The sequence below is a fragment of the Thalassotalea sp. G20_0 genome (assembly GCF_017744175.1).
Classification (GTDB): domain Bacteria; phylum Pseudomonadota; class Gammaproteobacteria; order Pseudomonadales; family Endozoicomonadaceae; genus Endozoicomonas.
Genome location: NZ_JAGHQV010000018.1, coordinates 87,117 through 111,266, shown reverse-complemented (window position 1 = coordinate 111,266; position 24,150 = coordinate 87,117). Strand labels below are relative to the sequence as shown.

The window sequence follows — 24,150 nt, the reverse complement described above, 5'->3', positions numbered from 1 at the left end:
CTGTCTGCTTGGCCGTGCCGGGGGGTGCTGATTGTTTTGATTGTCTGGCCTGTGCAGCGGTTGATCCGTCTGTTGAGGTTGGTGAGGCCGTTGTGCTGTCAGATATACCGGAGTTGCCTTCTGCCGTGATGGTTTCGGATGTTGCTGATGCTATTTGTCGGGCTGTCGATGGATGTATTGATTTTTCATTAATCATCGTCTGAGTTGTTGTGGCCGAAGCCGGTGACGTTACTGATGAACCTGTTTCTGTGGCCGTTGAGGTTTCTGACAGCGTTGAGGCAACCGTCGTGCTGCCTGGAATACCGGAAGTTCCCTGAAGTACTGAACTATAAGACGTTGATTGTGCTTTTTCCTGAGTTAATGATTGTTTCGCTGTTGTTTGTTCAGTAGCTGAGCCTGTTGATGCAGGCGTCAATGATGGAGAAGCTGCTGAGCTTTTTCCGAAGCTGGAAGTAGCTGTCTGCGTGGTGGTCTCAAGGGTTGGTGTTGCCGCCTGGCTTGATTGCCTGGTTTGAGCAGCGGCTGACATTGTTGTTGAGGTTGGAGCAGCCGTTGTGCTATCCGTAAAATCGGAAGTTCCCTGTAGTCCTGAGCTATTAGACTTTGATTGTGTTTTTTCTTGAGTTATTGATTGTTGCGCTGTTGTTTGTTTGGTAGCCGAGCCTGTTGATGCAGGCGTCAATGAAGCAGCTGAGCTATCTCTGAAACCAGAGGTAGTTGTCTGTGTGTTGGTGCCGAAGGTCGGTGTCGCAGTCTGGCTTAATTGTCTGGTTGTTGCAGCGGTTGAGCTTGCTGTTGAGGCTGGAGAGGCCGTTGTGCTGTCAGATATATAAGAGTTGCCTTCTGCTGTGATGGTTTTGGATGTTGATGATGCTATTTGTCGGGCTGTCGATGGATGTATTAATTTTTCATTAATCATCGTCTGAGTTGTTGTGGCCGAAGCCGGTGACGTTACTGATGAACCTGTTTCTGTGGCCGTTGAGGTTTCTGACAGCGTTGAGGCAACCGTCGTGCTGCCTGGAATACCGGAAGTTCCCTGTAGTCCTGAGCTATTAGACTTTGATTGTGTTTTTTCTTGAGTTACTGCTTGAGTTATTGATTGTTGCGCTGTTGTTTGTTCGGTAGCCGAGCCTGTTGATGCAGGCGTCATTGATGAAGAAGCAGCTGAGCTATCCGTGGAACCAGAAGTGACTGTCTGAGCGGTGGTGTCGTGGATTGTTGTTGCTGCCTGACTTGATTGCCTGGCCTGTGCAGCGGTTGAGATGGTTGTTGAGGTTGGAGACGCCGTTGTGCTGTCAGAGATGCCAGGGTCACCTTCTGTTGCGGTGGTTGCAGTTGATAATGCTGCTTGCCCGGTTGTCGATTGAAGTATTGCTGCTTTATCAATTGTCGCCTGAGTTGTAGCGGTTGCTGGCAATTTTGTTGATTGAGTTGTTTCTGTGGCCGTGGAAGTTTCTGTCAGCGGTGAAGCTGTAGTTGTGCTGCCCGAAATGGCAGAAGTCATTTTTTGACTGGTGGTATCAGATGTTGGTCGTGCTTTTTCCTGAGTAGTTGCCTGAGTAATTGATTGTCGCGTTGTTGTCTGTTCGGCTGTCGTGCCTGTTGATGCAGACGTCATTGATGAAGAAGCAGCTGAGCTATCCGTGGAACCAGAAGTGACTGTCTGAGCGGTGGTGTCGTGGATTGTTGTTGCTGCCTGACTTGATTGCCTGGCCTGTGCAGCGGTTGAGATGGTTGTTGTTGAGGTTGGAGACGCCGTTGTGCTGTCAGAGATGCGAGGGTCACCTCCTGTTACGGTGGTTGCAGATGATAATGCCGGTTGCCCGGTTGTCGATTGAAGTATTGCTGTTTTATCAATTGCCGCCTGAGTTGTAACAGCTGTTGGTGGTTTTGTTAATGGAGTTGTTTCTGTGGCCGTTGAAGTTTCTGAAGGTGGTGACGCAGCAATTGCACCATTTGAAATATCAGAGGTGCTTTTCTTCGTTTCCTGCGCGATAGCCTCAGGCGTTGATGTGGATATTGATTGAGTTGTTGATTCAGCAGCCTGTGTTGTCGCTGGTGCAGAACTTGTAAAATCGGCGGCACTTTGGGAACTGTCATCATCTCCTGTCTTTGGGATAGTGCCAGCAGTTTCAGTCTTACTGGTTGATGGCTCTCTGCTGGTTGATGACTCTCTGCTGGTTGATGACTCTCTGGTTATTACAGTTGTTAATGTCTCTGTTGGTTGGTCAACACTGGTTGCATCGTCTGGAACAGTGGCAATACCTGCATTTATATTGTCGCTGTTTGCGGTGCTTGATGACGTCGCTGGTTTGGTTGTTGGCTGTATCGTGGTGTGCTCTGCATCGATTGCCTTTTTTATTGGTGGTTGGTTTGGTTTTGCTGCTGAGCCATGGGAGGTTTGCTTTTCAGAGTGTTTTTTATGATTTTTTTCGATCGCTTTTTTTATGGCCTCGTACAACTTTTTAAGTGTTTTGCCTGCTTTATGTGCCGCGACACCACCTGCTCCAATGCTTCCTCCAACTTCACCACCGGTTTCACCTACTTCACTTCCAGCTGCAGCGCCTGCTCCAGCTGCACCACCGGCTCCACCGCCACCAGTTTCACCATCAGTTTCAACAGGATCATTTTCGCCGTCTTCCAGTTTACAGCTGCCAACCGAGCGTGTGCATCTGGCGGCCTGCTTTCCTTTGACAGCTTTCTTTCCAACCTCTTTAAGGGTTTTTTCCCCGACTTCTTCTCCAGTTTTTTCTCCGCCTTTTTCTCCAACTTTCTCTCCAAATTCCTCCTCGAATTCCTCACCTGCGTTTTGAGATAGCCGGTTAAAGATTCTTTCTGCAGCATCCTCGCCGACCTCAGTGGCCCTTGCCATTTCTGACAGTTGTGTCAGGCATTCGGGGCAGCGGGCTATGAATGATGACACTGCCGCGACAAATACTGCGGCAGAGCCGCCGATCCCGCCACCGATTATCCCACCAATAGTACTACCGGTTACACCGCTGCTGTCCTGGCTTTCGGATGCTCCATGGGCACCGCCGGGTTGGGCTGCACCGGCCTGCGCTCCAACGGCACTAGCGCCCGGCTCTGGGTCAAGCATGCGGAAGTCTCTTTCACCAGCCAGCTTGAACCGCTCTCCGTCAGTGATGGTGTCCAAGTTAGTGGTTGCCTGTACCGCAACTTGTGGTACTGATTGAGCATCGGCATCAGCGGTTTTTTCCGGGGCGGAGGGCAAGTGTTTGGCGATGTCATTCAGTGTGGTGACAACGTGGGCATTCATCAGCCTGATGTTGGTTGAGTATTTAGCTGGATTCTTATACATTTCCAGGGCGGTAAGGACTTCCCGCATCAGATAAACCATGGGCATTTGCTTAATTTCTGCCAGTGTTTCTGACTCTGATGGTGACAGGGATTTCAGGTTGATGTGCAGACGTTTCCCGGTGGCAGCATTTTTGACGGTTTCATAGTATTTTTTCGTCAGGTCGTTGATTTTATCCTTGTCAAGTGCTTCGAGTTCGTCGGGGAGGTGGGTCATGATATCTTTAAGAGTTAGTGCTGAATCCTGGATCAGTTCAAGGTTTTCAAACTCAATGTTTTCAAACTGGCCCAGGATATCCTTGGTAAGAGGACAGAAACCTGTGTCTGGAATGGGGACAGTGTCTGGAATGGGGACAGCATCTGCCTTGGGGGGGGTCAGTGGTATCGTATAATGTTCAGAAAAACTCGAATAATGCTCTAGTACCATTAGTATGTTATTTTGTAGCTGATTCAGATCATTACCAGTAGCCGTTATCACACCGACTTTAGTATCCTGAACTGTGAGCCTGAAGACATTGTCGCTTTTGCTAAAAGCGCAGTAAAAGATATGATTAGAATCAGGTGCAACCCCAAACTGGACCAATTCAGTACCAAGGCTGTTAACATCAACCTGGTGAAGCAGTTTCTTGATCAGATCACTTATTGAATTGAATCTGCGCGATGTGATTTTAAGCTCGTTATTTACTGCATCCCTCACTATTTGTGCTTTTTTGTAGGCTTGGGCAATATATAAGCTGTCAGCATTCAGCCCCAATGAAGCTGGACGATTCTTTAGTAAATCTGGATATAATACATCCTGCAAGGTCATTCTGATCTGGATTGGGAGCCGAGTATAACCGGTACCAAACAATATTGACTCTGCCAGACTAGTCAATGAAGTTGAGAACTTCCCATTTTGGCCTGCTATGGCTGTGGACAGTACATCCGCGAAACAATATCCCAGTTCATTATCGTAAGCCAGGGCTATGGCATCATGAGCAATCGCTTGATAAAAGAGCTTCTTCAAATCGACCGAGCCAGCTACCTTATTGGCCAGTGATTTTACCGTATCCAGTTTTTTTGTAAACGCGCTGATTTCTTCTAAAAATTCCTGATAAGGGTTTTCTGATTCGTAGCCTTCCAGGATATTCCGTATTTTGTTGTACAGTATATTAACCTTGAAGGTAATTTGGCCAGCTTGGTAGAAACCTTTGTCTTTGATAGCCTTTTCAATGTCTTGGCTGTACTTTTCCAGCCCTGACTTAATCGTTTCTTTATTTTTCATCCATCCGAACATGTCTTTGAATTCAGGATAATTAGTGAAGTTATCAACTTCATGCAGAGCTTTATGCCGAGCTTTATACCGAGCTTTGGTGAAGGTATCACGCATTTTCCAGAAGCCTTCGAAGAATTTTTTCATCTCTTTCTGCATTGGTTCTTTCTCAAATTCATCAAGCAGTCTTTCGAACTTAAATTTAATGCCCTTAATTTCCTCTTCTGTAAGTTCTCTTCTGGTTCTTTTTCTTTTCGTGTCATCCTGGTCATGGCTCGGGAGAAAACTCTTTATTTGGTCAGCGAGCTGTTTCAGTTTATTGTCATAAACCCTGGCGACGGCGGGAAAGGATTTTTTAATAGCCCTGGTGAAGGAAGAAACAATTAGTACCACATTGAATAATTCATACATTTTCACCCTTGCTTCAATACCTGATATTAACTCGGACAAATCAATCATTGGGTGTGGCCGCTGACTGTAACGGATGTGCGGCAATGGATCATCCGGGCGTTTACCGATGATTGTTTCGGGCTGCTGAGCTATCCCGGTGATATTCCCCAAGGAATTTTCGGCGGTTGCCATGGGCATTTTTTGTTGCTGTTGTTGGTAGTACACCAGCTCGTCTCTCAGCGACGCCATTAACGTGATTTTCACACTGTTGGAAAGCAACTCCCCCAGTGGCGGCAGGGCAGTCGTCGGTGTAAGTGGACTTGTTGTGTTGGTCGCCTGAGTTGTGTTTACCGACTGGGCTGTAGCCGTTGCTGAACTGTCGTTAACCGTTGTATGTGTTGGTATTGAGGGGGTGAAAGTACTGGTATGGTCAGCAGTTGATAAGATGGGTGATGAGACCGTGCTGTCAGTGGTTGAGCCAGACGGTAGTCCTGTGGTTTCCGTATTGACGACAGTGGTAGTGGAATCTTCGGATAATGGGATTAACGGTTTGTTAGCAAGGGAATTTGTCTCAGTGCTATTGCTATGGTTCTTTTCAGGTGCAGGCTTAATGAAAAGTTTATCATGAGCACGGTACTGCAGGTATTCAGTTAATTTCTTTTGCATATTTTCTGTCTTGCCTTCCAGAACCTTGGTTTCTGCCTGGTTTTTATTAATCAGTTTCTGGACATCTGACTCGACATTGGTTCGATAAGACAGAAATTTACTTTTGATTGATTGTTCGGATAAATCTTTTTGAGTGGCATCAGCAGTGTAGGCATTCGGATAAGCAGCTGACGTTGGTGCTATCTGGTTATTCATTACCTGTTACCTTTGTATTAGTCAGTTGATGTTGAACAATGTATTGGTCAGTGTCTTATGATTTTTATAGGCAGACTAACGGGTAAATCAGACGCTATTATTTTTTGTAATAATTCAGCTTCCAGTAAAGTCATATTGTTGTGATTTTGAACAGCTCTAAATAGTGAATGGTAAATGTCTATTAAACGTTGGAAGATTAATATAGTCAGGGCTGTTAGTCTGGTTAAAAAAAATACTCTTATATTCGTCAGTTTTATTAAAAGAAGATTCTCTCAAACTTTTTTAGTAATTTCTCAAAAACTGCTGGCAGCACCACACGGAAGATGACGTGAAGCCTCCTCAATCAGGTTACTCAATCTCGGAAATAATCCATCGACCATTAGTCGGCTTTTCAGATAATCCCAAAAAGAGAGACCATACAGGCGGCTCGTTTTTTTCAGGCTGGCATAGGTGTCGCGACATTGCCGCCCCAAATCGCTTCGCGTCCCGCTACTGATCTTTCGTCGTTTAACATATTCTCGTATCTGACTCTCGCTCAGGTTGTTGTGCAGCGGTAAGCTCGGGTATTCCAGAACCAGTAATAGCTCTTCCTTGATTACAGCCAACCCTGACAGAGCATCCTGAAGAAGCCCACTGCTCGTTTGGGTTTGGATCAGCGCCTGGAACCCCTGTCGTACTCTTATTGCCTTTCTTTCAGTTGGCTCTGCCTTGAAGTCTTTAAGGTCATCGTAAATGGCCCAAAACCATGTCCGGAGCCATTTCTGGGCCATGGCCTGCTGATCATTGACCGGATGAACTTTTGCCAGCCCTCGCTCTGCATGTATCCAGCACTGGCTGTGTTTGAAAACGTCGAACTGCCCCATCACTGAAGGTGGTTAGATGACCGGCTCCATGCCGTATCAGGCTCCCATAAATCATGGCTTCACTGGCCTGCTGGCGTCGCCTACCAGTTAGACCCAGGTCTTTCATACACTCTTCCCAAGCTTTATGACTCAGGAAGGTGACTCCTCTGTATGGATTAAGAATGCGGAGCCAATTTTTGGGGTAATTCAGTTTTTCCAGATAGATCAAGGCATCGTCGGTGAACGAGTAAGTTGACCATGGCCGGTGCAGTAGGCTTACGAAATTTTCCCGGCTTTTGCTGACTGTGCTCTCGAACCAGACAAAGGACCGTTATTGATGATGGTGCAGTAACCATTCTTTCCCTTATGCCTTGTTCCCGTGTCGTCTGTCTGGATATAACTTGAACAGCGAATGCCTGTAGTCAACAGCTCATCTTTCTCAGCGTGAAACTGCTCGTGTCCTTTCGTAAGGAGCTGGCTGAGTTCCCCACTGGAAATGGAGATTCCAATGTCCCATAGCCAGTCCAGCAGTTCTGGCTGGGTAACGGAGCAACCGTGATATTGTTGCAGAACGTAGGCCTGTAGCATTGGCCCGTAATGATGCCCATGAAGGCTGGCTGGCGGTTTGGCTGTAATGGTTTGTCCATCGGGTGTCACCCATTGCTCTAAAAGATATTCAATACTGAATGTTTGTATCGTCAGTTCCTGAACGTAAAAAGGGGTGGTTCCATTCCTGATTGATCCCTGCGGAACATCAGTGGCAGCAATGGGTATGGATTTTTCCACCAATGGCTTTCGAGCCTGTTTACGCTGCTTTCTGGTTTTCTCGTTGGGCTTTTTAACCTTCTGCTTTGACGAGGTTTCTGGGCTGGCTCCATCGTCGCCATCAGGAGCGGATGGGGCTCCATCGGAGCTGCCGCTGTCATCATCAGGAGGTTTGGTGTTCGGTTTAATGTCAGGCTTTGCGGGCAGTTTTTTTAGACGACGAATCTCTGCTTCAAGCAATTCTATCTGCTCTTTGAGCTGAATGATCTGTTCTTGCTGCTGAGCGATGAATCTCAGCAGATCTTCAGGTTGTAACTGCTGGTGTTCTGGAAAAACCATGGTGAGAGGATAGACGACTGATCGAAATTATCCTGCTTCCAGCACTTTTTGAGAAATTACCCTCCGGTTAGCTGTCTATGGTTTGGTATCTGAAAGATAGCTAAGTAGTCCGTAGGCTCCTTGTCTTTTTTACGTCGAATTCACGTTGACTACTGACGCACGATGGTTTGTCAGCATTTTAATCAGTTCCTGGTTGGCTGTGGCAGGCTTCCAGGGCTTCAGATTGTCATGTTCATTGCACAGATAGCGTCGAATAACTGCGGCATCAGCCTTATCGCTCTTTTGTCGACGACCTATTCCAACTGCGTAATAATACACAGCCCTTGGATTAAGTACATAAACGGTATGGCCATGCTGGAATGCAATAGAGGCCAGTAATGAGTGGTAGCGACCCGTTGCTTCCATAGCAATAGCTGTTACCTGGGGCAAAGATGCGACCCACTCTGTAATTGCGGTGAATGAGTTATCAATACGCTCAACAGAACCATCGTTCAGGCAAATGTCTAGCCATCGAGAAGCTACATCAATACCAGCGAAGTTAGATACCATTTCCATAGCCCAGTCCCTGATGTAATCTTTATGTCGGATGGGGTGACCACAGGCTGGCGTTAGCTTGCGAAAATTGTCTGTTGCAGGGCAGTAACGCTCCTAATCGTCGCTCATGCTTGTGGGTGGGAAATTCTCAGTCAGTCTGTCCTGAAGGCAGTAAGCAGTCGATGCCCCTCACCCCGTCTCTGCACTTATACAAGTAATCAGAGACAGGTTAAACATACAAGCTTGTCGAAGGGTGATAGGCACAATACATGAGGCCGGAGTTCACGCCCTTCGACAGGCTCAGGACGAACGGAGTTCTGAGCTTAATGTCGACCCTAAGAGAACCTCTTGCAACCCGTCACCCCATATTTTTCACCTGGAATGCATCACCGAATGGCTTGACAGTAAACAACAAAAGTTAAGAAGGCTTGATCAACGACAATGCAGTCTATGCATGCAACCGGTACTGCCATTGATTCGTCTGGACGGGGGCAACGTCCTCGACGACGACTCACCTTATTGTGAATCCATGATGATTAATGCCTGCCGTACCGGGGATCTGCAAACGCTGAACATGTTGCTGGCCCAAGATAAGACTTTAGCAAATAGGGCTTACCATTCGGTGCTCACCGGTCATCCTGAATACCCGTTAACTGTTGCCATAAAATACGGCCGTTATGGTTGCGTCCGGGCTTTGATCGGCTGCGGTGCCGATGTCAATGCTGCCGATCATGATGGTGAGACGTCCCTGCACATTGTTGCCCGGCAGCACCGTACCGATGACTTCGAAATGCTGATCAGGGCTGGGACGAATATCAATTTGGTACTACATACCGCTATAAAGGAGAACAACCCGGGAGAACAAATCTGTGCTTCTTGAATAACAAGTACCATCACCAGCCAGACTGGCCTTAATAATGCCCTGCAAGAAGCCGCCAGGCAGGGACAAACGCCGTGCCTTAATCTCCTAATCAAAATGGGAGCCAACGACCCACCACTGCCAATCGCCGCTGCTATGGGCCATGCCAAATGCCTGAAAAACTTGCCTGTAACGAAGGGAGTGGATGTCAATGCAACTAATAGCAGCAGGGCGGCTCCTTATTCGACTACCAGACACCGCGGTGTAGAATCCGTCAAGGCATCACTGCCTGCTCAGGCTATCCAGTTCAATGAGATGTTGACTGGCAATGACTTGATGGCTCTCCACTTAGCTGCCAGCAAAGGCGATACAAAGACCTGCAATGCATTGCTGGCCAATGACCCCTCGCCAGGGCCTGTTGAGGTTTTACACCGGTAACCAGACGATACAGCAGGCCATAGCGACGACGCTGACGCTGACATAGTTGCGCTTTAACTTGTCATATCTTGTCGCAACACCTCGGAAGTGCTTCAACCTGGCAAATATATTCTCGACCAGATGTCGGTATTTGTATAATCCCCAATCCATACCCGTATTCCCCACCTTGGAACCCTTCCTTCTGGGAATAACCGGATTGGATCCTTTTTCTGTGATTTTATCCCTGACCTTCTGACTGTCGTAGCCCTTATCCGCTATGACATTCTCAGCTGTCGGTAGTTGTTCAAGCAGCTCGGGGGCTGCGGTGCAATCGTTCACCGCTCCTCCCGAAATTTCAAACCCTATGGGTAAACCCATGGCATCAACAGCCATATGAATTTTACTGGTCAACCCCCCCCTACTTTTACCAATACCTTCGGAGTCTGCTGTGGCTGCACCACTAATACGAATCTGTTGGCCTTTTTCAAGCCTCCCAAAAAAACCTCAACAGGCCCTAATGACAATCAATGGCGAACTGACCCAATTTATTACTCATACCTCAAAGGAAAACTGCAAATTGCTAAAGTAGTGCTTGATAAGTCTTTGATTGGAGATTTCTGAAATTACCGGCATACTATCCCCCCCCTCCATTTGGTCAAATATTCCCTTCTATGACTACCGAACAAACTCTGATGGAGCGCAGCGGCGCTCAATGTGAACTGTGCAGTTCAAAAAATGATCTGAGCGTTTATCCTGTGCCGCCAAAGAGCGATGCATCCCATCCGGACCACTGCCTTCTGGTTTGTGATAACTGCCTTGGGCAGATCAACCAGTCAAATACCATGGATACTCATCACTGGCGCTGTCTGAATGACAGTATGTGGAGTCAGGTGCCCGCTGTTCAGGTCATGGCATTTCGTCTGCTCAACCGTCTGTCATCGGAAGGCTGGGCCCGGGACCTGGTAGATATGATGTATCTGGATGATGAGACCCGTGAGTGGGCAGAGTCCGAATTAAGCAGTGAAGAATCAACAGCCCCCACACTGGACAGCAACGGCAGTGTATTGAATGCGGGCGATACAGTTACGCTGATCAAGGATCTGCCGGTCAAAGGTGCTGGCTTTACTGCCAAGCGCGGTACTGCCGTGCGCAATATCTCTTTGACCGGTAATCCTGAACAGATCGAAGGCCGTGTCAATGGCGTCCGGATTGTTCTGTTGACCAAGTACCTGAAAAAAGCGTGAACACCATAAGTAGCGCCTGTTAAACCACAGCCACTGTTTTTTGCCGGGACGCCGCCCGGTCAACATGGTGTTTTTTCAGTTGCAGTGATGGCGTATATGGCAATACATCCATCACCTGCCCCTGGGTAATCTGCTGCTGAACACTGCGCCAGTAACTGGCGGTAAAAAGATCACCATGAAGACGGGTAAAACGTTTGCGGATGGCCAGATCAGGAAACAGAAACACCGGGAACTCTTCCGGAAAAATATCCCCTGGTGAAACGGAATACCAGGGCTCAGCGGACATTTCCTGCTCTGGGTAGAGTGCCTCCGGTATCTCGCGAAAGTTGCACTCGGTCAGATAGATAATTTCATCGTAATCGTAGAAAACCACACGACCATGGCGAGTGACCCCGAAATTTTTCAGCAGCATATCGCCCGGGAAGATATTGGCGGCGGCCAATTGCTTGATCGCCCGGCCATACTCATCAAGCACCGCTTCCAGTGCCTGCTCGTTGCCATGGTCAACCAGCTGTTCAACATAGATATTCATGGGCATCATTCGCCGCTCAGTATATAGATGGCGAATCAGCACCTTATCGTCGTAGACAATAACGGTAGAGGGAGCTACCTGCCGCAACTCCTGCAACAACTCATCACTGAACCGGGAACGGGGCAATATCAGGTTGGAGTACTCCTGAGTATCTGCCATCCGCCCTACCCGGTCATGGGTTTTCACCAGATAGTACCGGTCTTTAACCATGGCCTTGCTGATATCTTTGGGCGGGGCGAACTGATCTTTGATGACTTTAAACACCATATCCAGGGAAGGCAGCATAAACACCGACATCACCATACCCTTTACACCCGGTGCGATGACAAACTGATCAGCAGAGTGGTGCAAATGCTGGAGAAAATCCCGATAGAAGACACTTTTACCATGCTTGAAGAAACCGATGGAGTTATAAAGCTCGGCGCGTTTTTTTTCAGGTACCAGCGTGTGCAAAAACTCAATACACTCGGAGGGAATCCGGGCATCAACCAGAAAATAAGAGCGGGTAAAACTGAACAGCACACTAACACTGTCGTTTTCACAGAGCAGTGCATCAACGTAGAGCGCGCCCTGTTCATTATTCAGAACCGCCAGAACAAACGGTTGCAGGTCGTCACCGGCCACCAGCCTTCCCACCAGATAAGCAGCTTTATTCCGATAAAAGACCCACTTCAGCACATCCACCCGAACATTACTGCGCCGGACCCATGATGGCTGCGTTTTCTGCAACGCATGGATAATATTGCGAATATCCCTGCGCCGGTACTCCCAGGGCAGTTCAAACTGAAAATCATCCAGTATCTGGCCAACCTGACTGACCAGCCCCTGCTGCCGGCTTTGGTCATTAAACGAGTAGGATCGGTAAATGCCCCTGGCGCTGTGAACCTTGAAACCATCAAATTCAGACTGAATAAAACAGTGACGGGGGTTCACCGCTTCGCCCCTGAACAACTTGCGGTAGATGGAGTTATAAAAGGTTTCCGCCAGTTCCGGGTCGGTCCGGTAAGAGATCAAATCCAGGTAAGCATCATGCACATCCTGCCAGCAGCTACTATCGCTGAGATAGGACGCTTCAATCCGGGATGCCAGGGTTGTCATCACATCGGTGACGGCAACATGGTAAAGGTTAATCCGGTCAGAAGCGGCATTTTGTGCAGCACTCCAGTCTGCCTTCAGAAAATGGTCCCGGGCACCCAGGGTGATGTCAGTAAAGCGTGTTCGATAGTCACTGAACCCTTCAAGAACAATTCTGGCAATCTGTCGGGCTATTGAAGTATTCATTACTGCACCATTGCTCTTATATTTTTAAACCAATTCCGCGCCGCCCCTGAAGCCCTCCGGTATGAACCATTAACAGCCGTCTGCCCCGGCAGGGAAGGCCTTGCTTCAGGTTTTCCGCCAGTGAATGCCGGATGGCAAACATGACTTTGCCGGTGTATACCGGGTCCAAGGGGATTGCCGTCTCCTGCTCAAAGGATTTTATAAACGACAGCAACACCTCGGTAGTGCGAGCGTAACCGCCATGATGATAGTCCGTCAACAGTGTCCAGTTAGCCAATGCCTGTCTGGTGTAGTGATGAATATCACCCCGCAGAAAATCGCCTCCTTTAAGGACGGCGACACCGGTCACCTGCGTCTGTGGCATCTCTTTTGCCGCAGCCAGCGCCACCCCTGACAGCGTGGCCCCCGTGCCGCACGCCAGCCAGATCTCATCATAGCTCCCCGCAGTGATGCCCCCTGCGGCCAGAATTTCTCGGCAACCCTGCACACCGGACAAATTACTCCCGCCTTCCGGTACAACATGCACATCCCGGGCTGACAAACCTGATTGATGCAAAAGATGGTTAACAAAGACGGCTTCATTCTTTCGACGATAATCACTTCTGGACAGGTAGTGTAATTGCATTCCCCAGTTAACCGCATCGGTCAAGGTTGCTGACAGAGATTCCCCCGGCTCTCCCCTGATAACGCCAATGGTTGGCATGCCAAACCGGTGCCCCGCCGCAGCCAGTGCATGAATATGGTTGGACCAGGCACCACCAAAGCTGAGAATGGCCGATTTGCCCTCCTGCTGCGCGGCAATAAGATTATGTTTCAGCTTGTACCACTTGTTACCGCTGATCTCGGGGTCAAGTTGATCCAGGCGCAAAATATCCAGGGATACACCGGTTTCATCGAGCCACCGGGTTGTTACTGGCTGAACAGGAACCCGCCTGGCCAATAGCTCAATAGATTCGAATACCATATTCCTGCTCCACCGATGAAAATCCAGCCATTTCCTGCCTTCAGCACTGCTGCTGCCTGCTCATTCTTCTTATCTCACTCTGAATGTGCGCCGAAACCTGCCTCATAAATGACTGTCCGTTAGAATTACTGACAACATAGTTAGTTTGTTGATTGATAGCCCATGTTAAGGTGATTTTATTACCCTGAAAATGGTTTGACATCGAGGAAAATATTACCCCTCTTTAACAAAGGATTCGAATCAGTGAACCCGGTTAATCAAGCATCCACTACGATACGTCAGACAAGTTCATCTTCCAAATATCCTCAGCCATCATCGGTTGATGATAAATCATCGGTTGAAGATAAAGAAACACCGGTAAAACAACTATCGAATACAAATTTAAAGGTAAATATCAAACATCCCCCGGAACAATGTGCCCAAGCCAGTGATTGCACGTTTCAACAAGTTACAATAACTGCAACTGCGCAAACCAGGCTGGTAAATTCTACAAGCGTTACTTTACAGCCCGGTCTCCCCCCTGAAACAACACCAGTAACTGAGGCTTTGCCAATCAAAAATCAGCAGCTATATGAAATCTTTGAGTTAATCAACCAGCGGCTGACTTATATGGAAGATGTAGCCTTATTCAAGCACACGAAAGGTCGGGATGTTGAAGATTTGACCAGAGAAAAAAAGGTGCTTGAGAAGGCAAAGTGTGATGCTGAGAAGGCTGGTTTAGACCCGGATTCCATCAAACATTTTTTTCAGGCACAGATGAATGCGGCCAAGGCTATTCAATATGGATATTTTGATCAATGGTCCTCTGCCAGACCAGCAAATAAAAAACACCGTGACCTGAATTCTGAGGTCAGGCCCAGGCTGATAGAGCTTGGTGATCAGATCGTGAGACAAATCAGCGCATATCTTAAAAATGAAGGAAAGTTTGATAATAACATGCAGAAAGAATTTGTCAGGTTAGTAAATGCAACGCACCTGTCCGAAGACAACAAAGAGAAAATGTTTGAATGTCTTCAGAGGATACGTGTGATGTAAAACTGATTGATTGACAGCTTACATTAAAAGGATTTTTTAAGCTGAAGATGACTTGAAATCCAGGAAAATCATTACAACCAGTAAAACAAAGGATTCAAAGTTGTGAACACAATTAATCATCCCCCCCCTATTGCCGGTCAGACAAAGTCATCTTCATTGCCTCCTCAGCCATCATCAGTTGAACATCAGAAAATACCGGTAAAACAGTTATCGAATCGAAATTTAATGGTCAATATCCAGCATGCCACCGGTAATCCCCCTGAACAGTGCACCCAAGCCGATGATGGCACACTTAGAAAAGTAACAGTAACTGCTGATAAAAGGCCGGAAAATTCCCTGGACCATCCTCAGCTGTCCAGCCAGATCCCTGAAAAAACACCAGAAACTGAGATTTTGCCAGTAAAAAATGAACAGTTGCTGTCACCTTTGATGATTCGGCCAGAAAATCCCAATCATCTGGTTAAAAGAGATAATTGGCTACCATATGGTGATCCAGATGTTTTTAACTCAGAATCAAGAATTATGGAATTGAATATTTTTTTGGTGCATATTATTTGCATTATGTTGGCAAGCATAAGCACTCTGCTTTAATTATCCATACGGATCCTGATCAACTGAATCCGGGGTTACAGCATGTTCAGGGTTTAATTGATCAGGCGATGGCTGGCGACCTTTCGGTAATCCCTCGCATTCACTGGTGGTATGTGCACTTGGCACCAACGGTCAGAGGACCCGGTGGTACTGTAGAAATGATCATTCATGCACTGTGTGCTGCCAAAGGGTACTACCTACCCGGTTGGGCAAAAGGTATAGCGCCTTCCTTTGAGGTACTGGTGGAACCGAATGAAGACGCCTTTTGTCAAAACTACCATCAATTATTTGAGGCTCATCAGGAGGCATTACAAATACTGTTTACCAATAGGAGCGATTAAACCATCGGTTCTTCTGCTGGATAGCAGGTTTACGACAATATTTTGCTATGCTTACCGGTTGTGTAAACACTCTACCTGTCAGACCGGTATAGCTGCCATGAAAAACACCCCTCTCTCCCTGGAAAATTATCAACGCCCTGTTCTGAATATTCCTGATGGTGCTGAAAAAATCCTGCTGCATTCCTGCTGCGCCCCCTGCGCCGGTGAAGTGATGGAAGCGATTCAGGCATCGGGTATTGAGCAGACCGTATTCTTTTACAACCCGAACATCCACCCGGCTGAGGAGTACCGGCTTCGCAAGGATGAAAACAAACGGTTCTGTGACAAACTCAATATTCCGTTTATTGATGCTGATTATGATACCGACAACTGGTTTGCCCGCACCCGGGGCCTGGAAAATGAGCCGGAACGGGGCAAACGCTGCACCGTCTGTTTTGATATGCGCTTTGAACGAACCGCCCTTTATGCTTATGAACACCACTTTTCGGTAATCTCCAGCACACTGGGTATTTCACGCTGGAAGAACATGGAACAGATCAATGACTGTGGCATCCGCTCTGCAGGGCACTACCCCGGTGTTTCCTACTGGACTCACAACTGGCGTAAACAAGGGGGCAGCCAGAGAATGATTGAGCTGTCCAAACGGGAAGCGTTCTATCAACAGGAATACTGCGGTTGCGTATACAGCCTGAGGGACACCAACCGCTACCGAATGGCCCAGGGACGCAGCCGGATAAAAAGACTGGTGAATTTTTACGGCCAGAGTACCAATGCACAGGACGGAAAAGAGGACTGTGCCATTATCGCTAAATCTTCGTGAAAACCATCCGCCAAATAATGTCGACTATTTATGGATTACATAAAGAGTAGTTCCGGTATTGGTGATGCACTTTCATCAACACCAGTTCAATCTCAATCAGAGACACGAAGTGGTATCAGCACGCGTAGGGACGTCATTGTTCGTGACAAGAATGAGCTTTCATTATTGCTCGATTTACCCTTTGAAATACAATCCAAAATTTATACCTATTTGCAGACTCGTGATATTGCCCGTTTAACACAGGCGAATTCATGCATTTACAAAACGCTCAAAAAAGATGCATCAATGATAAGGGCGTGGTATCGCCAGATTGCTTCATCACACCAGGCCATTACGCAAACAATCCTCACTGCAAAAAATAAAGGTCAACTCGAGAATTGGTTGAGCCGTTTTACAAAGGATAAGGCATTAGTCAAGTCAATTATGGATCGCCAGGCGTGTTTTTATTTTCCTGCTCTGTTCTTTGCCACTCTCACTAAACTGATGTGTCAATGTAAAGCATTTACATTAGAGACTTTAGCCAGCATCCCCTGTAATAGTTTAGAGGACTTAGCTGCCTTCAGCGCCGATGGACGCCACCTGGTGATCGCCTGTGACTCTGGAACCTGTAAAATCTACGGCCAGGAGAGCGATGAATCATGGGTAGCAAAAAGCACTATCTCCCATGATAAGCAAGTCAGATCAGTCACCTTCAGTGCCAATAGCCGCTATGTAGTGACCGCAGGTATGGATGGCAAGGCGAAAATTTATGGCAAGAAGGACGAACAAACATGGGAAGAAAAAGCCACTATTTCCCACAGGTTCTGGGTCCGCTCAGCCACCTTCAGCCCCGATAGCCGCCATGTGTTGACCTACAGTAACGACGGCACAGCGAAAATCTATGGCAAGAAGGACGAACGATCATGGGAAGAAAAAGCCACTATTTCCCATGATGGTTGGGTCGATTTTGCCACCTTCAGCAAAGATGGTCGCTATGTAGTAAGCATCAGTTGGGATAAGAGGGCAAAAATCTATGGCCTGACAGACGATGGGTCATGGGCAGAAGAAGCCATCATTCCACATGATTACATTCTCTACACAGCCAGCTTCAGCCCCGATAGCCGCTATGTGGTGACCGCCAGCCTGGATGGAAAAACGAAAATCCATGCCAGGAAGGACGATGGGTCATGGCTGAAAAAAGCCATTATTTCCCATTTTGCCTCGGTCACCTTCAGCTCTGATAGTCGCCATGTGGTGATCACCAGAAAAAATGGCAGTGCAACCATCCATAGACTGGATGCCGATGGATCATGGGGAGAAAAAGCCATCATTTCCCACAATGGAGAGGTTAACTCTGGAGAGGTTAACTCAGTCAAATTCAGCCCCGATAGTCGCTGTTTTTTAATGACCTTCAGTGACGATGGCAAGGTGATAATCTCTGGCCAGGATAAAGACGGATCATGGAAAGCAAAAGCCATCATTTCCCATGACAATACAGTCTGCTCAGCCAAATTCAGCGCCGATAGCCGCCATGTGGTGACCGCCAGTGCGGATGGCAAAGCGAAAATCTATGGCAAGAACGACGATGGATCATGGGAAGAAAAAAACATCATTACCCATAACAAAAGTGTCTACTATGCCAAATTCAGCCCCGATAGCCGTCATGTCATCACATGCAGCATAGATCACACGGTGAAAATCTATGGCCTGACGATCAATGGATCATGGAGAGAAAAAGCCGTTATTTCCAATGGTAAGGATATTAGATTAGCAACCTTTAGTGTCGATGGCCGCCATGTGGTCACTGCCAGTTTCGATGGTACAGTGAAAATTTATGGTCAGAACAGCGATGGATCATGGGAAGAAAAAGCCACCACTTCCCATCGTAGTGCAATCATATCAGCCATCTTTAGCATCAATGGCCATGTGTTGACCCTCCATGGCGGTAACACAGCGAAGATCACTGAACTACGGATGTCTGACTGATTGTTTGCTGTCAATTCTGTGGTTAGAAGTTGTCGCATATTTACCACTCGCCCCATTCATTAACTCGTTGGCCTGTTCAGCCAATTAAATCGGTTATGACACCGTTGGAAAGATAGAGAAGCCTGATCCTTAGGGCCGTGATGGAACTTTTCACCAGCCAATTACTCTCATGGAGGACAAGTTTTAATGGAGTATTGCCATGGATGTTGCCTACGGAACAGGGAATTACGCAAGCCTGTACCCTCAACCAAAGTCTGACACCCAGTCCGTAACAGCCTCTGGCCAATGGAGTGCCAGCAAATCGAACTGGCGAACCCCTCATCCGAGGGAGCCTGAGCGACAAGCGCTACTGTGGGCCGCCAGGAGTGGGCGTCTGGCGTTTCGGCGAATTTATTTAAATACAGAAAAACAGTACTTTTCAGGTAAGGGGTCACCAAGACCCTTCTCCCTCGTCCTGCCGGGGGGAATGATGCCCACCAAGCCCATACCAAAGAGGTATTGCCAATGGATGGTAGGCATTGTTGATCCACAATGCCTGTATGTCTATAAATGTGATGCTTTTACTCAACGTCTGCTGCTGGAGCCTGGCTTGACTCCGGAACAACTGCGAGCAAAACTGCTGCCAGATCTGCCATCAATGTTCTATAGACGTCGTGAGCATGGCGAACAAGTCATCTGGAGAGCTTATCCTCATCGATTCACCTCGGGACATCTGCGAAAGGATGGAACGTTCAGTTTACCAAAATTGAAACCCGGCAATGACACCCCTGTACTCGATTACCCGGAACTGGTGCTCACCAAATATGGCAAAGAAGACATCAAATGCTTCGTTGTATACCTCGATGCACAGATAAATATTGCCGATACCCTGTGGCACAAGCGCCAGTGTGAAAAGGTATTGGGTCTTGAATCATTGCCTCTGGTTGTTTATTGCCACCGAACAGGTTCTGTTCAGGTCAATTTTGATGGTGAGCTGGACAGTAAACACCTGGCCAAGAATGAGGATTCTCTGGATTATTTTGCGATTTCACAGGGCATACCCCCAGAAAATTTCAGAGCCATGTTAAATCTGCTGCCAATGTCTTTGCGGACACAGGCACTGGGCTCAGAATTAACCGTCTCACCAGATGTTGAGCACAAATTGCAACAGGCTATCCAGCTGGTGAGTGATCCCCGTTTTTACAGTTCCGAGAAACTTCTGGGATTAAAACAGAGTGGTTTGCCAATCCACCAGCCTTTTTTTCATAAAGGAAGTTTTGAATCTTTGCTCGAAATGCTCCTGGATTCCGAAATGTGCAGATACTCACATCCTAAGCAGAAGCACATCAAGAAACAGGAGGAAGAAGCTTACCGGATGTTTCAGCTGCTTTTGCACAATGGGGCAAGTCTGCCGAAAGAGTGGTGCGTGTCATTCATTTACTGGATGGACCGTTTTGACAGTAACACAATGCCTCTGGGCATAATGAATTGCATGCTGGCTGCCTTTAGTCCATTTGACTTCCTGACTCTGCTCCATCTCAGACAGATACCTTTGACCTGCTGTCCGGGTGCCGTTGTTGAATTTGACCGCATTTGTCAGGGGCTTAGTCAACAGCAACGGCAGGACGCTCTGGAAGAGATAGTGCAACAATATGTGAAAGATTGCAGATTCCCGACTCTCGACACCATCAAGTCTCACTTACTGGCCCTGTTTTACTCAGGAGCTTCCCTGAACAAAAACTTCATGAAATCTTTTAAATCCAATATGCAGAAGCGAGATCTTAAAGGTAAGATGATTGTTGATGATTTTTCTCCAAATGATTATATCAATTGGCTTGATAATCTATGGAAGCAACGGGAAACTTATCTTTTCTACCAGCATTGGCCAGAGCATGTACAGTGGGCTCGGCGTGAAAATGCGCGCCTGAAACAATCGCTCCATCACGACGATCCCGGCACATCGGCAACACCATTGGCAGCTGAGTCACCCGCAGCGTTACAGTTTTTGGTGAACGCCTTCAGCGAACCGCCGGTCCTGCCTGATCATGTCGGTGATAATGAAAAAACCATCCTGACGGTGTTGCAGCATTATTACCGCCGCCCGGGACCGGAACGGGTGATCAAGAGCCTTGGCAGACAGACCATGCCAACCGTGTGGAAACCGCTGCACAGCTGCAGTCATGTTCTGCGGGCCAGGAATAATGGGCTCTGGTATATGGAATTGCTGGAAAAATTTCAGCTGCGTCGCCTGGAAAAAATAGAAAAAGAACTTCTGGCACTGGCGATTATCTACCATGATGCCGCTGCCGAAGATGTCGACAAATCTGCGGAAGAAACAAGGTCTGCGGGCTATTTCAAACGGGACCTGACCGGGCACTACCCTGAACTGCTACTGGGTAATATCGCACAGGCGATGGTCAGCAAGGAAAACGATACCAGGGGTAAAGACGAGCAGAACCTGCCTGACCCTGTGCGCTGGTATCTGCGCATATTACGCTTTGCGGATCGACTGGACATTATCCGTTGTTATGGGGTCGGGGCTGATTTTCCCGGATTCACGGTGACTGAGCCCCCGGGTTTTGATGCTGCACGTCTTGATTTACCACCGAAGCTGACTGGAAAGTTTACCCCCGGGCCTGGCAACAAGGGTGAATTCCAACGTCACCTGGAAGCCGCCATGCACGGTGCGGCTGATCTGGCGCGAATAACCACGAGACTTCAGGATCATCGCAAAAAAGACTACACCGAAGTCTATGGTCTGAATGAGCATGGCGGCTCCGGGATCTCTGAAAATTTTGAATGGACAACTGAGCCAGTGCAGAGAATGATGCAGTTTATTGATGACAATGTCCGGCGCAAAATGGCCCGGGAGGCTGGTATTATTGTCTGTTCAGACCCTGGCCACCGGGCCTGCAAGGCTGATCAGAACAAAGGGGTCACTTATGGTATTCATAACAGCTGGTATGATCTGCGGCAGGTGGCGATTCCGGCGGGAATGACGCTGCTGGAAAAGATGCAGTACGAACATGACCCATCACTGCTGAGCCCGGCAACGCAACAGGCACTGGCGCAAGAGGTGCAGCGGCTGAAGAGCGAAGGTATACGGATGAATCCGGGCACCTTGACGCAGGAAACGCTGGCTTCGGAGGAAGCCCGGAAAGTACTGAAGAAACGTGGTATTGCCGTGGTCAGCGAGAAGCGTCCCTACTTCACCGACAATGGCTCCCCGAGAGAATGGCCAATGCTGGTGCCAAAGAAGATATTAAAGCTTGGTGCCCCGCAGAATGCACCAGCGGGGTGGGCATGTACAACCCTTTGATCAGTTGCAGAGTTCCTCAAAATAACGGATTCTGAACCATAATATTATCTTAACCAGAGCGTTTCTGAGAACATCTTCAATCCCGTCGAGCTGCTCTATTCCGCTTTCCTGTCAGGCCGATAAAACCCGGAATACATCGCTCATTTGGTTAACTACTTATTAACACCGTTATCGGGCTACAAACTATGATACGTTTTGTTGCGCCACTGTCAGGCATGTTTATTTTCGCTTTGGCCAGCGGATACCTGACGACTCTGATTCCCCTGAGAATCAATGCGACAGATGGCAATGACTTTCTGGCCGGCCTTATGGGTACCGCCTACTACCTGGGATTACTGGCCGGGTCATTTCGCTCAGAAAGCATTGTTTGCCGGGTAGGCCATATTCGCTCGTTTGCCTGCTTTATGGCGTTGCTCTGTGCCACCGTACTGAGCCTGGCACTCTCGGAGAATACCACCAGCTGGCTGATACTGCGCTTCCTTAATGGCATGGCGGTGGCGGGTATATTTGTTGTAGTTGAGTCATGGCTGCTCTGTGAAAGTGACAGCGCCAACCGCGGCAGAGTACTGTCTTTCTACATGGTGTCACTCTATGGTGCCAACGCTATCGGACAGCTGTTTGTCGGCTTCCTTGACAGCAGCAGTCTGATGCCGTTTATCCTGATCGGTATTCTCCTGTCATTATCGATCTTTCCACCGGCCATGACCCGAATCCCGACACCGGAAATTGAAGAGGCTTCTACCCTGGGATTCAGAAAGCTGTTTGAACTGACACCCTCCGGAGTACTCGGCTGTTTTGCCGGTGGCCTGGTACTGGGTGGTTTGTATTCAATGTTGCCCATCTACCTGGCCGACCTCAGCGGCAGTGATGATCACACCGTCGCGCTCTTTCTGGCCATCACCATGATTGGCGGAATGGCACTGCAGTTTCCGGTGGGCTACCTGTCAGATATTATCGATCGACGTAAAATGTTGATTCTGGTTGCCCTGGCTGGCTGTGCTATTTGCTTTGCCCTGATCCTCAGTTCCCACGAGAGCTGGCTGTATTATCCGGCACTGTTTCTGTTTGGCGGCGCTACCTTCACGCTCTATCCACTGGCCATCAGCCACGGCTGTGATCATATGCACCCGGATGATATTGTTGCCGGCACTCAGGGACTTCTGCTGGCCTATAGCCTTGGTGCGTGTATCGGCCCGATCTTCGCTTCACTGTTTATGAGCCACATTCCTGAAGGCCTGATGCTGTATTTCATCACGGTGATGGGCACTACCGGTCTTTTCTTCCTGATTCGGATGGCTTACCGTCCTGCGATCTACACCAGCGAAGAGCAGCACTTTATTCCAGTACCACGCACAACACCCATTGTTGCGCAGATTGACCCGCGTTCTGATGCTGAGGAGTTCCTGGAAAGCGAAGATACGGCTAAACCGGCAAGCTGAGGAACTGCCTTTAATCGCTTCCAAATTTCAATGAGGAATTATTTCAAGCCTCCTAGCTGGCATTAATGCTTTAACAACTGATCGGTTGACCAACAAGATTTTGGAATTTATTCACTTTCAACCCTTAAACACAACATAGCCCTTGTAGGAACTCTTCCATCCAGTCATCGTTGTTGACCAGTTCTGACTCTGTCGCCAATGAATCCAATGTCGCCAATGAATCCAAATTCCATTCCACTATTTCATCAAGCCCAAGTGGGTCTCTTCTCCTTTTCTCGCTGGCGTCATTCCATTCTTTCCGTGTTTCTGAGTCCACTGCGTAGCTCATTTTGCAGATAGCAGTGCTTAATTCAACATAAGTCATTCGGCTTTGGTGGGGTTCCAACAGTTCAAATTCTGCATTTCCCGATTATCACCCCTCTTTTATCATCTGTTGACACTCGGTTTGAAAAGCAGAGATCCGGTATTTTCTCTAGTTCAGGTAGAGAGTGGTTTGTGAGCAGCATTCCTTCCAGCAAGCGTTGCTGAATCTTTAACAATGCTGAAGTTTTTTAACTTGGAAAAGAGGGAATGTACGGGCGGCTTTCCCCTGTCTCGCGCTAACTGGATTTTCCTGTCTTTGAGGTTTTTCAGAAGAGTCCCGGCATTCGTTAATATTGCTTGAATTTCTTGCTTTTTTAAATGTGTTCGCAGTTCATTTTGCTGGCTTACAGAAAATTCTGAAATTGATGTTTCACTAATTTCTGTAGTGAGCGGTACATCCTCCATTGGGTCAGGCATGACCTGCACCATCGCTGAGGTATGTTCATTGCCAGTTAATAGACTGTTGTCGCTGAGGGTTGGTAGATTTCTTGATATGGAACTGATCACTCCCGGAAGCCTGGAGGCTGCGTCAGCAGGCATGGCCGGTTCGGTCTCCATTGGCTCCGGATTAGCAGGTAGCGAAGTTGCAGAACACACAATACTCCTGCTGTTGTCAGCAACACGCCTGCGCTTTATGGATGGGATGGGCCCGGATTCAGATTGCAGTTGATGCGGTGGAAATGTTCCAGTGACCGTTGTTGTC

At 48.0% G+C, this 24,150-nt stretch carries 19 protein-coding genes and 1 pseudogene; 11 read left to right on the top strand and 9 right to left on the bottom strand.

The annotated features are described in order from the left end of the window. The 4 genes from J7438_RS12735 to J7438_RS12720 form a co-directional block, all read right to left on the bottom strand. Positions 1–5,818, bottom strand: a 5,818-nt coding sequence (locus tag J7438_RS12735) for a hypothetical protein (RefSeq protein ID WP_209276831.1), incomplete at its 3' end; no start/stop codon positions are given. Between the two features lie 293 nt (positions 5,819–6,111). Continuing rightward, the gene (locus J7438_RS12730; protein WP_209276830.1) at positions 6,112–6,681 is read right to left on the bottom strand and encodes an IS66 family transposase; all 570 of its coding nucleotides are present in this window, start codon (positions 6,679–6,681) and stop codon (positions 6,112–6,114) included. 255 nt (positions 6,682–6,936) lie between these two features. Then, the gene (locus J7438_RS12725) at positions 6,937–7,764 is read right to left on the bottom strand and encodes a hypothetical protein (protein WP_209276829.1); all 828 of its coding nucleotides are present in this window, start codon (positions 7,762–7,764) and stop codon (positions 6,937–6,939) included. Positions 7,765–7,893: 129 nt separating this feature from the next. Further along, positions 7,894–8,319 (bottom strand): IS110 family transposase, encoded by a 426-nt coding sequence (locus tag J7438_RS12720; RefSeq protein WP_209276828.1) that lies wholly within the window; start codon positions 8,317–8,319, stop codon positions 7,894–7,896. A 433-nt stretch (positions 8,320–8,752) separates the two neighbouring features. Here J7438_RS12720 and J7438_RS12715 point away from each other — a divergent pair, with 433 nt between their 5' ends. Then, positions 8,753–9,178 carry an ankyrin repeat domain-containing protein gene (locus tag J7438_RS12715; RefSeq protein ID WP_209276827.1) on the top strand — a complete coding sequence of 142 codons (426 nt, stop codon included), beginning with the start codon at positions 8,753–8,755 and terminating at the stop codon, positions 9,176–9,178. A gap of 96 nt (positions 9,179–9,274) precedes the next feature. Next, on the top strand, positions 9,275–9,595 hold the full coding sequence (locus J7438_RS12710) for a hypothetical protein (protein ID WP_209276826.1): 321 nt from the start codon (positions 9,275–9,277) through the stop codon (positions 9,593–9,595). Here the strand turns inward: J7438_RS12710 and J7438_RS12705 are convergent. Beyond that, positions 9,584–10,036, bottom strand: a pseudogene (locus J7438_RS12705) (IS5 family transposase); the annotation flags it as partial. The gene J7438_RS12710 and the pseudogene J7438_RS12705 overlap by 12 nt on opposite strands. Positions 10,037–10,245: 209 nt before the next feature. Here J7438_RS12705 and J7438_RS12700 point away from each other — a divergent pair. Next, positions 10,246–10,818, top strand: coding sequence for a PhnA domain-containing protein (locus J7438_RS12700; protein WP_209276824.1), 573 nt, complete (start codon positions 10,246–10,248; stop codon positions 10,816–10,818). Positions 10,819–10,837: 19 nt separating this feature from the next. Here J7438_RS12700 and aceK read toward each other — a convergent pair whose 3' ends face one another. Both aceK and J7438_RS12690 read right to left on the bottom strand, forming a co-directional pair. Then, a complete protein-coding gene (gene aceK, locus J7438_RS12695; protein WP_209276823.1) occupies positions 10,838–12,631 on the bottom strand; it encodes a bifunctional isocitrate dehydrogenase kinase/phosphatase in 1,794 nt (597 codons plus the stop codon). Between the two features lie 16 nt (positions 12,632–12,647). Continuing rightward, entirely contained in the window at positions 12,648–13,595 is a 948-nt protein-coding gene (locus tag J7438_RS12690; RefSeq protein ID WP_209276822.1) for a 1-aminocyclopropane-1-carboxylate deaminase/D-cysteine desulfhydrase, read from the bottom strand. 243 nt (positions 13,596–13,838) lie between these two features. On the opposite strand from J7438_RS12690, the gene aroQ reads away from it, so the two are divergent. The 7 genes from aroQ to J7438_RS12655 all read left to right on the top strand — a co-directional run bounded on the left by aroQ (position 13,839) and on the right by J7438_RS12655 (position 23,084). Beyond that, positions 13,839–14,630 (top strand): gamma subclass chorismate mutase AroQ, encoded by a 792-nt coding sequence (gene aroQ / locus J7438_RS28290; protein ID WP_209276821.1) that lies wholly within the window; start codon positions 13,839–13,841, stop codon positions 14,628–14,630. 225 nt (positions 14,631–14,855) lie between these two features. After that, positions 14,856–15,221 carry a hypothetical protein gene (locus J7438_RS12680; protein WP_209276820.1) on the top strand — a complete coding sequence of 122 codons (366 nt, stop codon included), beginning with the start codon at positions 14,856–14,858 and terminating at the stop codon, positions 15,219–15,221. Further along, positions 15,185–15,562 carry a hypothetical protein gene (locus J7438_RS12675; protein ID WP_209276819.1) on the top strand — a complete coding sequence of 126 codons (378 nt, stop codon included), beginning with the start codon at positions 15,185–15,187 and terminating at the stop codon, positions 15,560–15,562. Before J7438_RS12680 ends, J7438_RS12675 begins: the two co-directional genes overlap by 37 nt. Positions 15,563–15,659: 97 nt before the next feature. Further along, complete coding sequence (locus J7438_RS12670) at positions 15,660–16,382, top strand: epoxyqueuosine reductase QueH (protein ID WP_209201000.1); 723 nt, start codon at positions 15,660–15,662, stop codon at positions 16,380–16,382. Positions 16,383–16,412: 30 nt separating this feature from the next. Beyond that, a complete protein-coding gene (locus J7438_RS12665) occupies positions 16,413–18,347 on the top strand; it encodes a WD40 repeat domain-containing protein (RefSeq protein WP_209276818.1) in 1,935 nt (644 codons plus the stop codon). Between the two features lie 199 nt (positions 18,348–18,546). Next, the gene (locus tag J7438_RS12660) at positions 18,547–21,645 is read left to right on the top strand and encodes a hypothetical protein (protein WP_209276817.1); all 3,099 of its coding nucleotides are present in this window, start codon (positions 18,547–18,549) and stop codon (positions 21,643–21,645) included. A gap of 185 nt (positions 21,646–21,830) precedes the next feature. Beyond that, positions 21,831–23,084, top strand: a complete 1,254-nt coding sequence (locus J7438_RS12655; protein WP_209200997.1) for an MFS transporter — start codon at positions 21,831–21,833, stop codon at positions 23,082–23,084. A 124-nt stretch (positions 23,085–23,208) separates the two neighbouring features. Here J7438_RS12655 and J7438_RS12650 read toward each other — a convergent pair whose 3' ends face one another. Together J7438_RS12650 and J7438_RS12645 are read right to left on the bottom strand one after the other, a co-directional pair. Next, the gene (locus tag J7438_RS12650; RefSeq protein ID WP_209276816.1) at positions 23,209–23,412 is read right to left on the bottom strand and encodes a hypothetical protein; all 204 of its coding nucleotides are present in this window, start codon (positions 23,410–23,412) and stop codon (positions 23,209–23,211) included. Positions 23,413–23,561: 149 nt separating this feature from the next. Then, complete coding sequence (locus tag J7438_RS12645; protein WP_209276815.1) at positions 23,562–23,864, bottom strand: hypothetical protein; 303 nt, start codon at positions 23,862–23,864, stop codon at positions 23,562–23,564. Positions 23,865–23,892: 28 nt separating this feature from the next. On the opposite strand from J7438_RS12645, the gene J7438_RS12640 reads away from it, so the two are divergent. After that, entirely contained in the window at positions 23,893–24,117 is a 225-nt protein-coding gene (locus J7438_RS12640; protein WP_209276814.1) for a hypothetical protein, read from the top strand. The last annotated feature ends 33 nt before the right edge of the window (positions 24,118–24,150 follow it).

Bases quoted from the DNA above. Each gene is read 5' to 3' on its own strand.
- J7438_RS12730 (WP_209276830.1), bottom strand. From the start codon at position 6,681: ATGGGGCAGTTCGACGTTTTCAAACACAGCCAGTGCTGGATACATGCA.
- J7438_RS12725 (WP_209276829.1), bottom strand. From the start codon at position 7,764: ATGGTTTTTCCAGAACACCAGCAGTTACAACCTGAAGATCTGCTGAGA.
- J7438_RS12720 (WP_209276828.1), bottom strand. From the start codon at position 8,319: ATGGAAATGGTATCTAACTTCGCTGGTATTGATGTAGCTTCTCGATGG.
- J7438_RS12715 (WP_209276827.1), top strand. From the start codon at position 8,753: ATGCAACCGGTACTGCCATTGATTCGTCTGGACGGGGGCAACGTCCTC.
- J7438_RS12710 (WP_209276826.1), top strand. From the start codon at position 9,275: ATGGGAGCCAACGACCCACCACTGCCAATCGCCGCTGCTATGGGCCAT.
- J7438_RS12700 (WP_209276824.1), top strand. From the start codon at position 10,246: ATGACTACCGAACAAACTCTGATGGAGCGCAGCGGCGCTCAATGTGAA.
- aceK (WP_209276823.1), bottom strand. From the start codon at position 12,631: ATGAATACTTCAATAGCCCGACAGATTGCCAGAATTGTTCTTGAAGGG.
- J7438_RS12690 (WP_209276822.1), bottom strand. From the start codon at position 13,595: ATGGTATTCGAATCTATTGAGCTATTGGCCAGGCGGGTTCCTGTTCAG.
- J7438_RS12680 (WP_209276820.1), top strand. From the start codon at position 14,856: ATGGTCAATATCCAGCATGCCACCGGTAATCCCCCTGAACAGTGCACC.
- J7438_RS12670 (WP_209201000.1), top strand. From the start codon at position 15,660: ATGAAAAACACCCCTCTCTCCCTGGAAAATTATCAACGCCCTGTTCTG.
- J7438_RS12665 (WP_209276818.1), top strand. From the start codon at position 16,413: ATGGATTACATAAAGAGTAGTTCCGGTATTGGTGATGCACTTTCATCA.
- J7438_RS12660 (WP_209276817.1), top strand. From the start codon at position 18,547: ATGGATGTTGCCTACGGAACAGGGAATTACGCAAGCCTGTACCCTCAA.
- J7438_RS12655 (WP_209200997.1), top strand. From the start codon at position 21,831: ATGATACGTTTTGTTGCGCCACTGTCAGGCATGTTTATTTTCGCTTTG.
- J7438_RS12650 (WP_209276816.1), bottom strand. From the start codon at position 23,412: ATGAGCTACGCAGTGGACTCAGAAACACGGAAAGAATGGAATGACGCC.
- J7438_RS12645 (WP_209276815.1), bottom strand. From the start codon at position 23,864: ATGCCTGACCCAATGGAGGATGTACCGCTCACTACAGAAATTAGTGAA.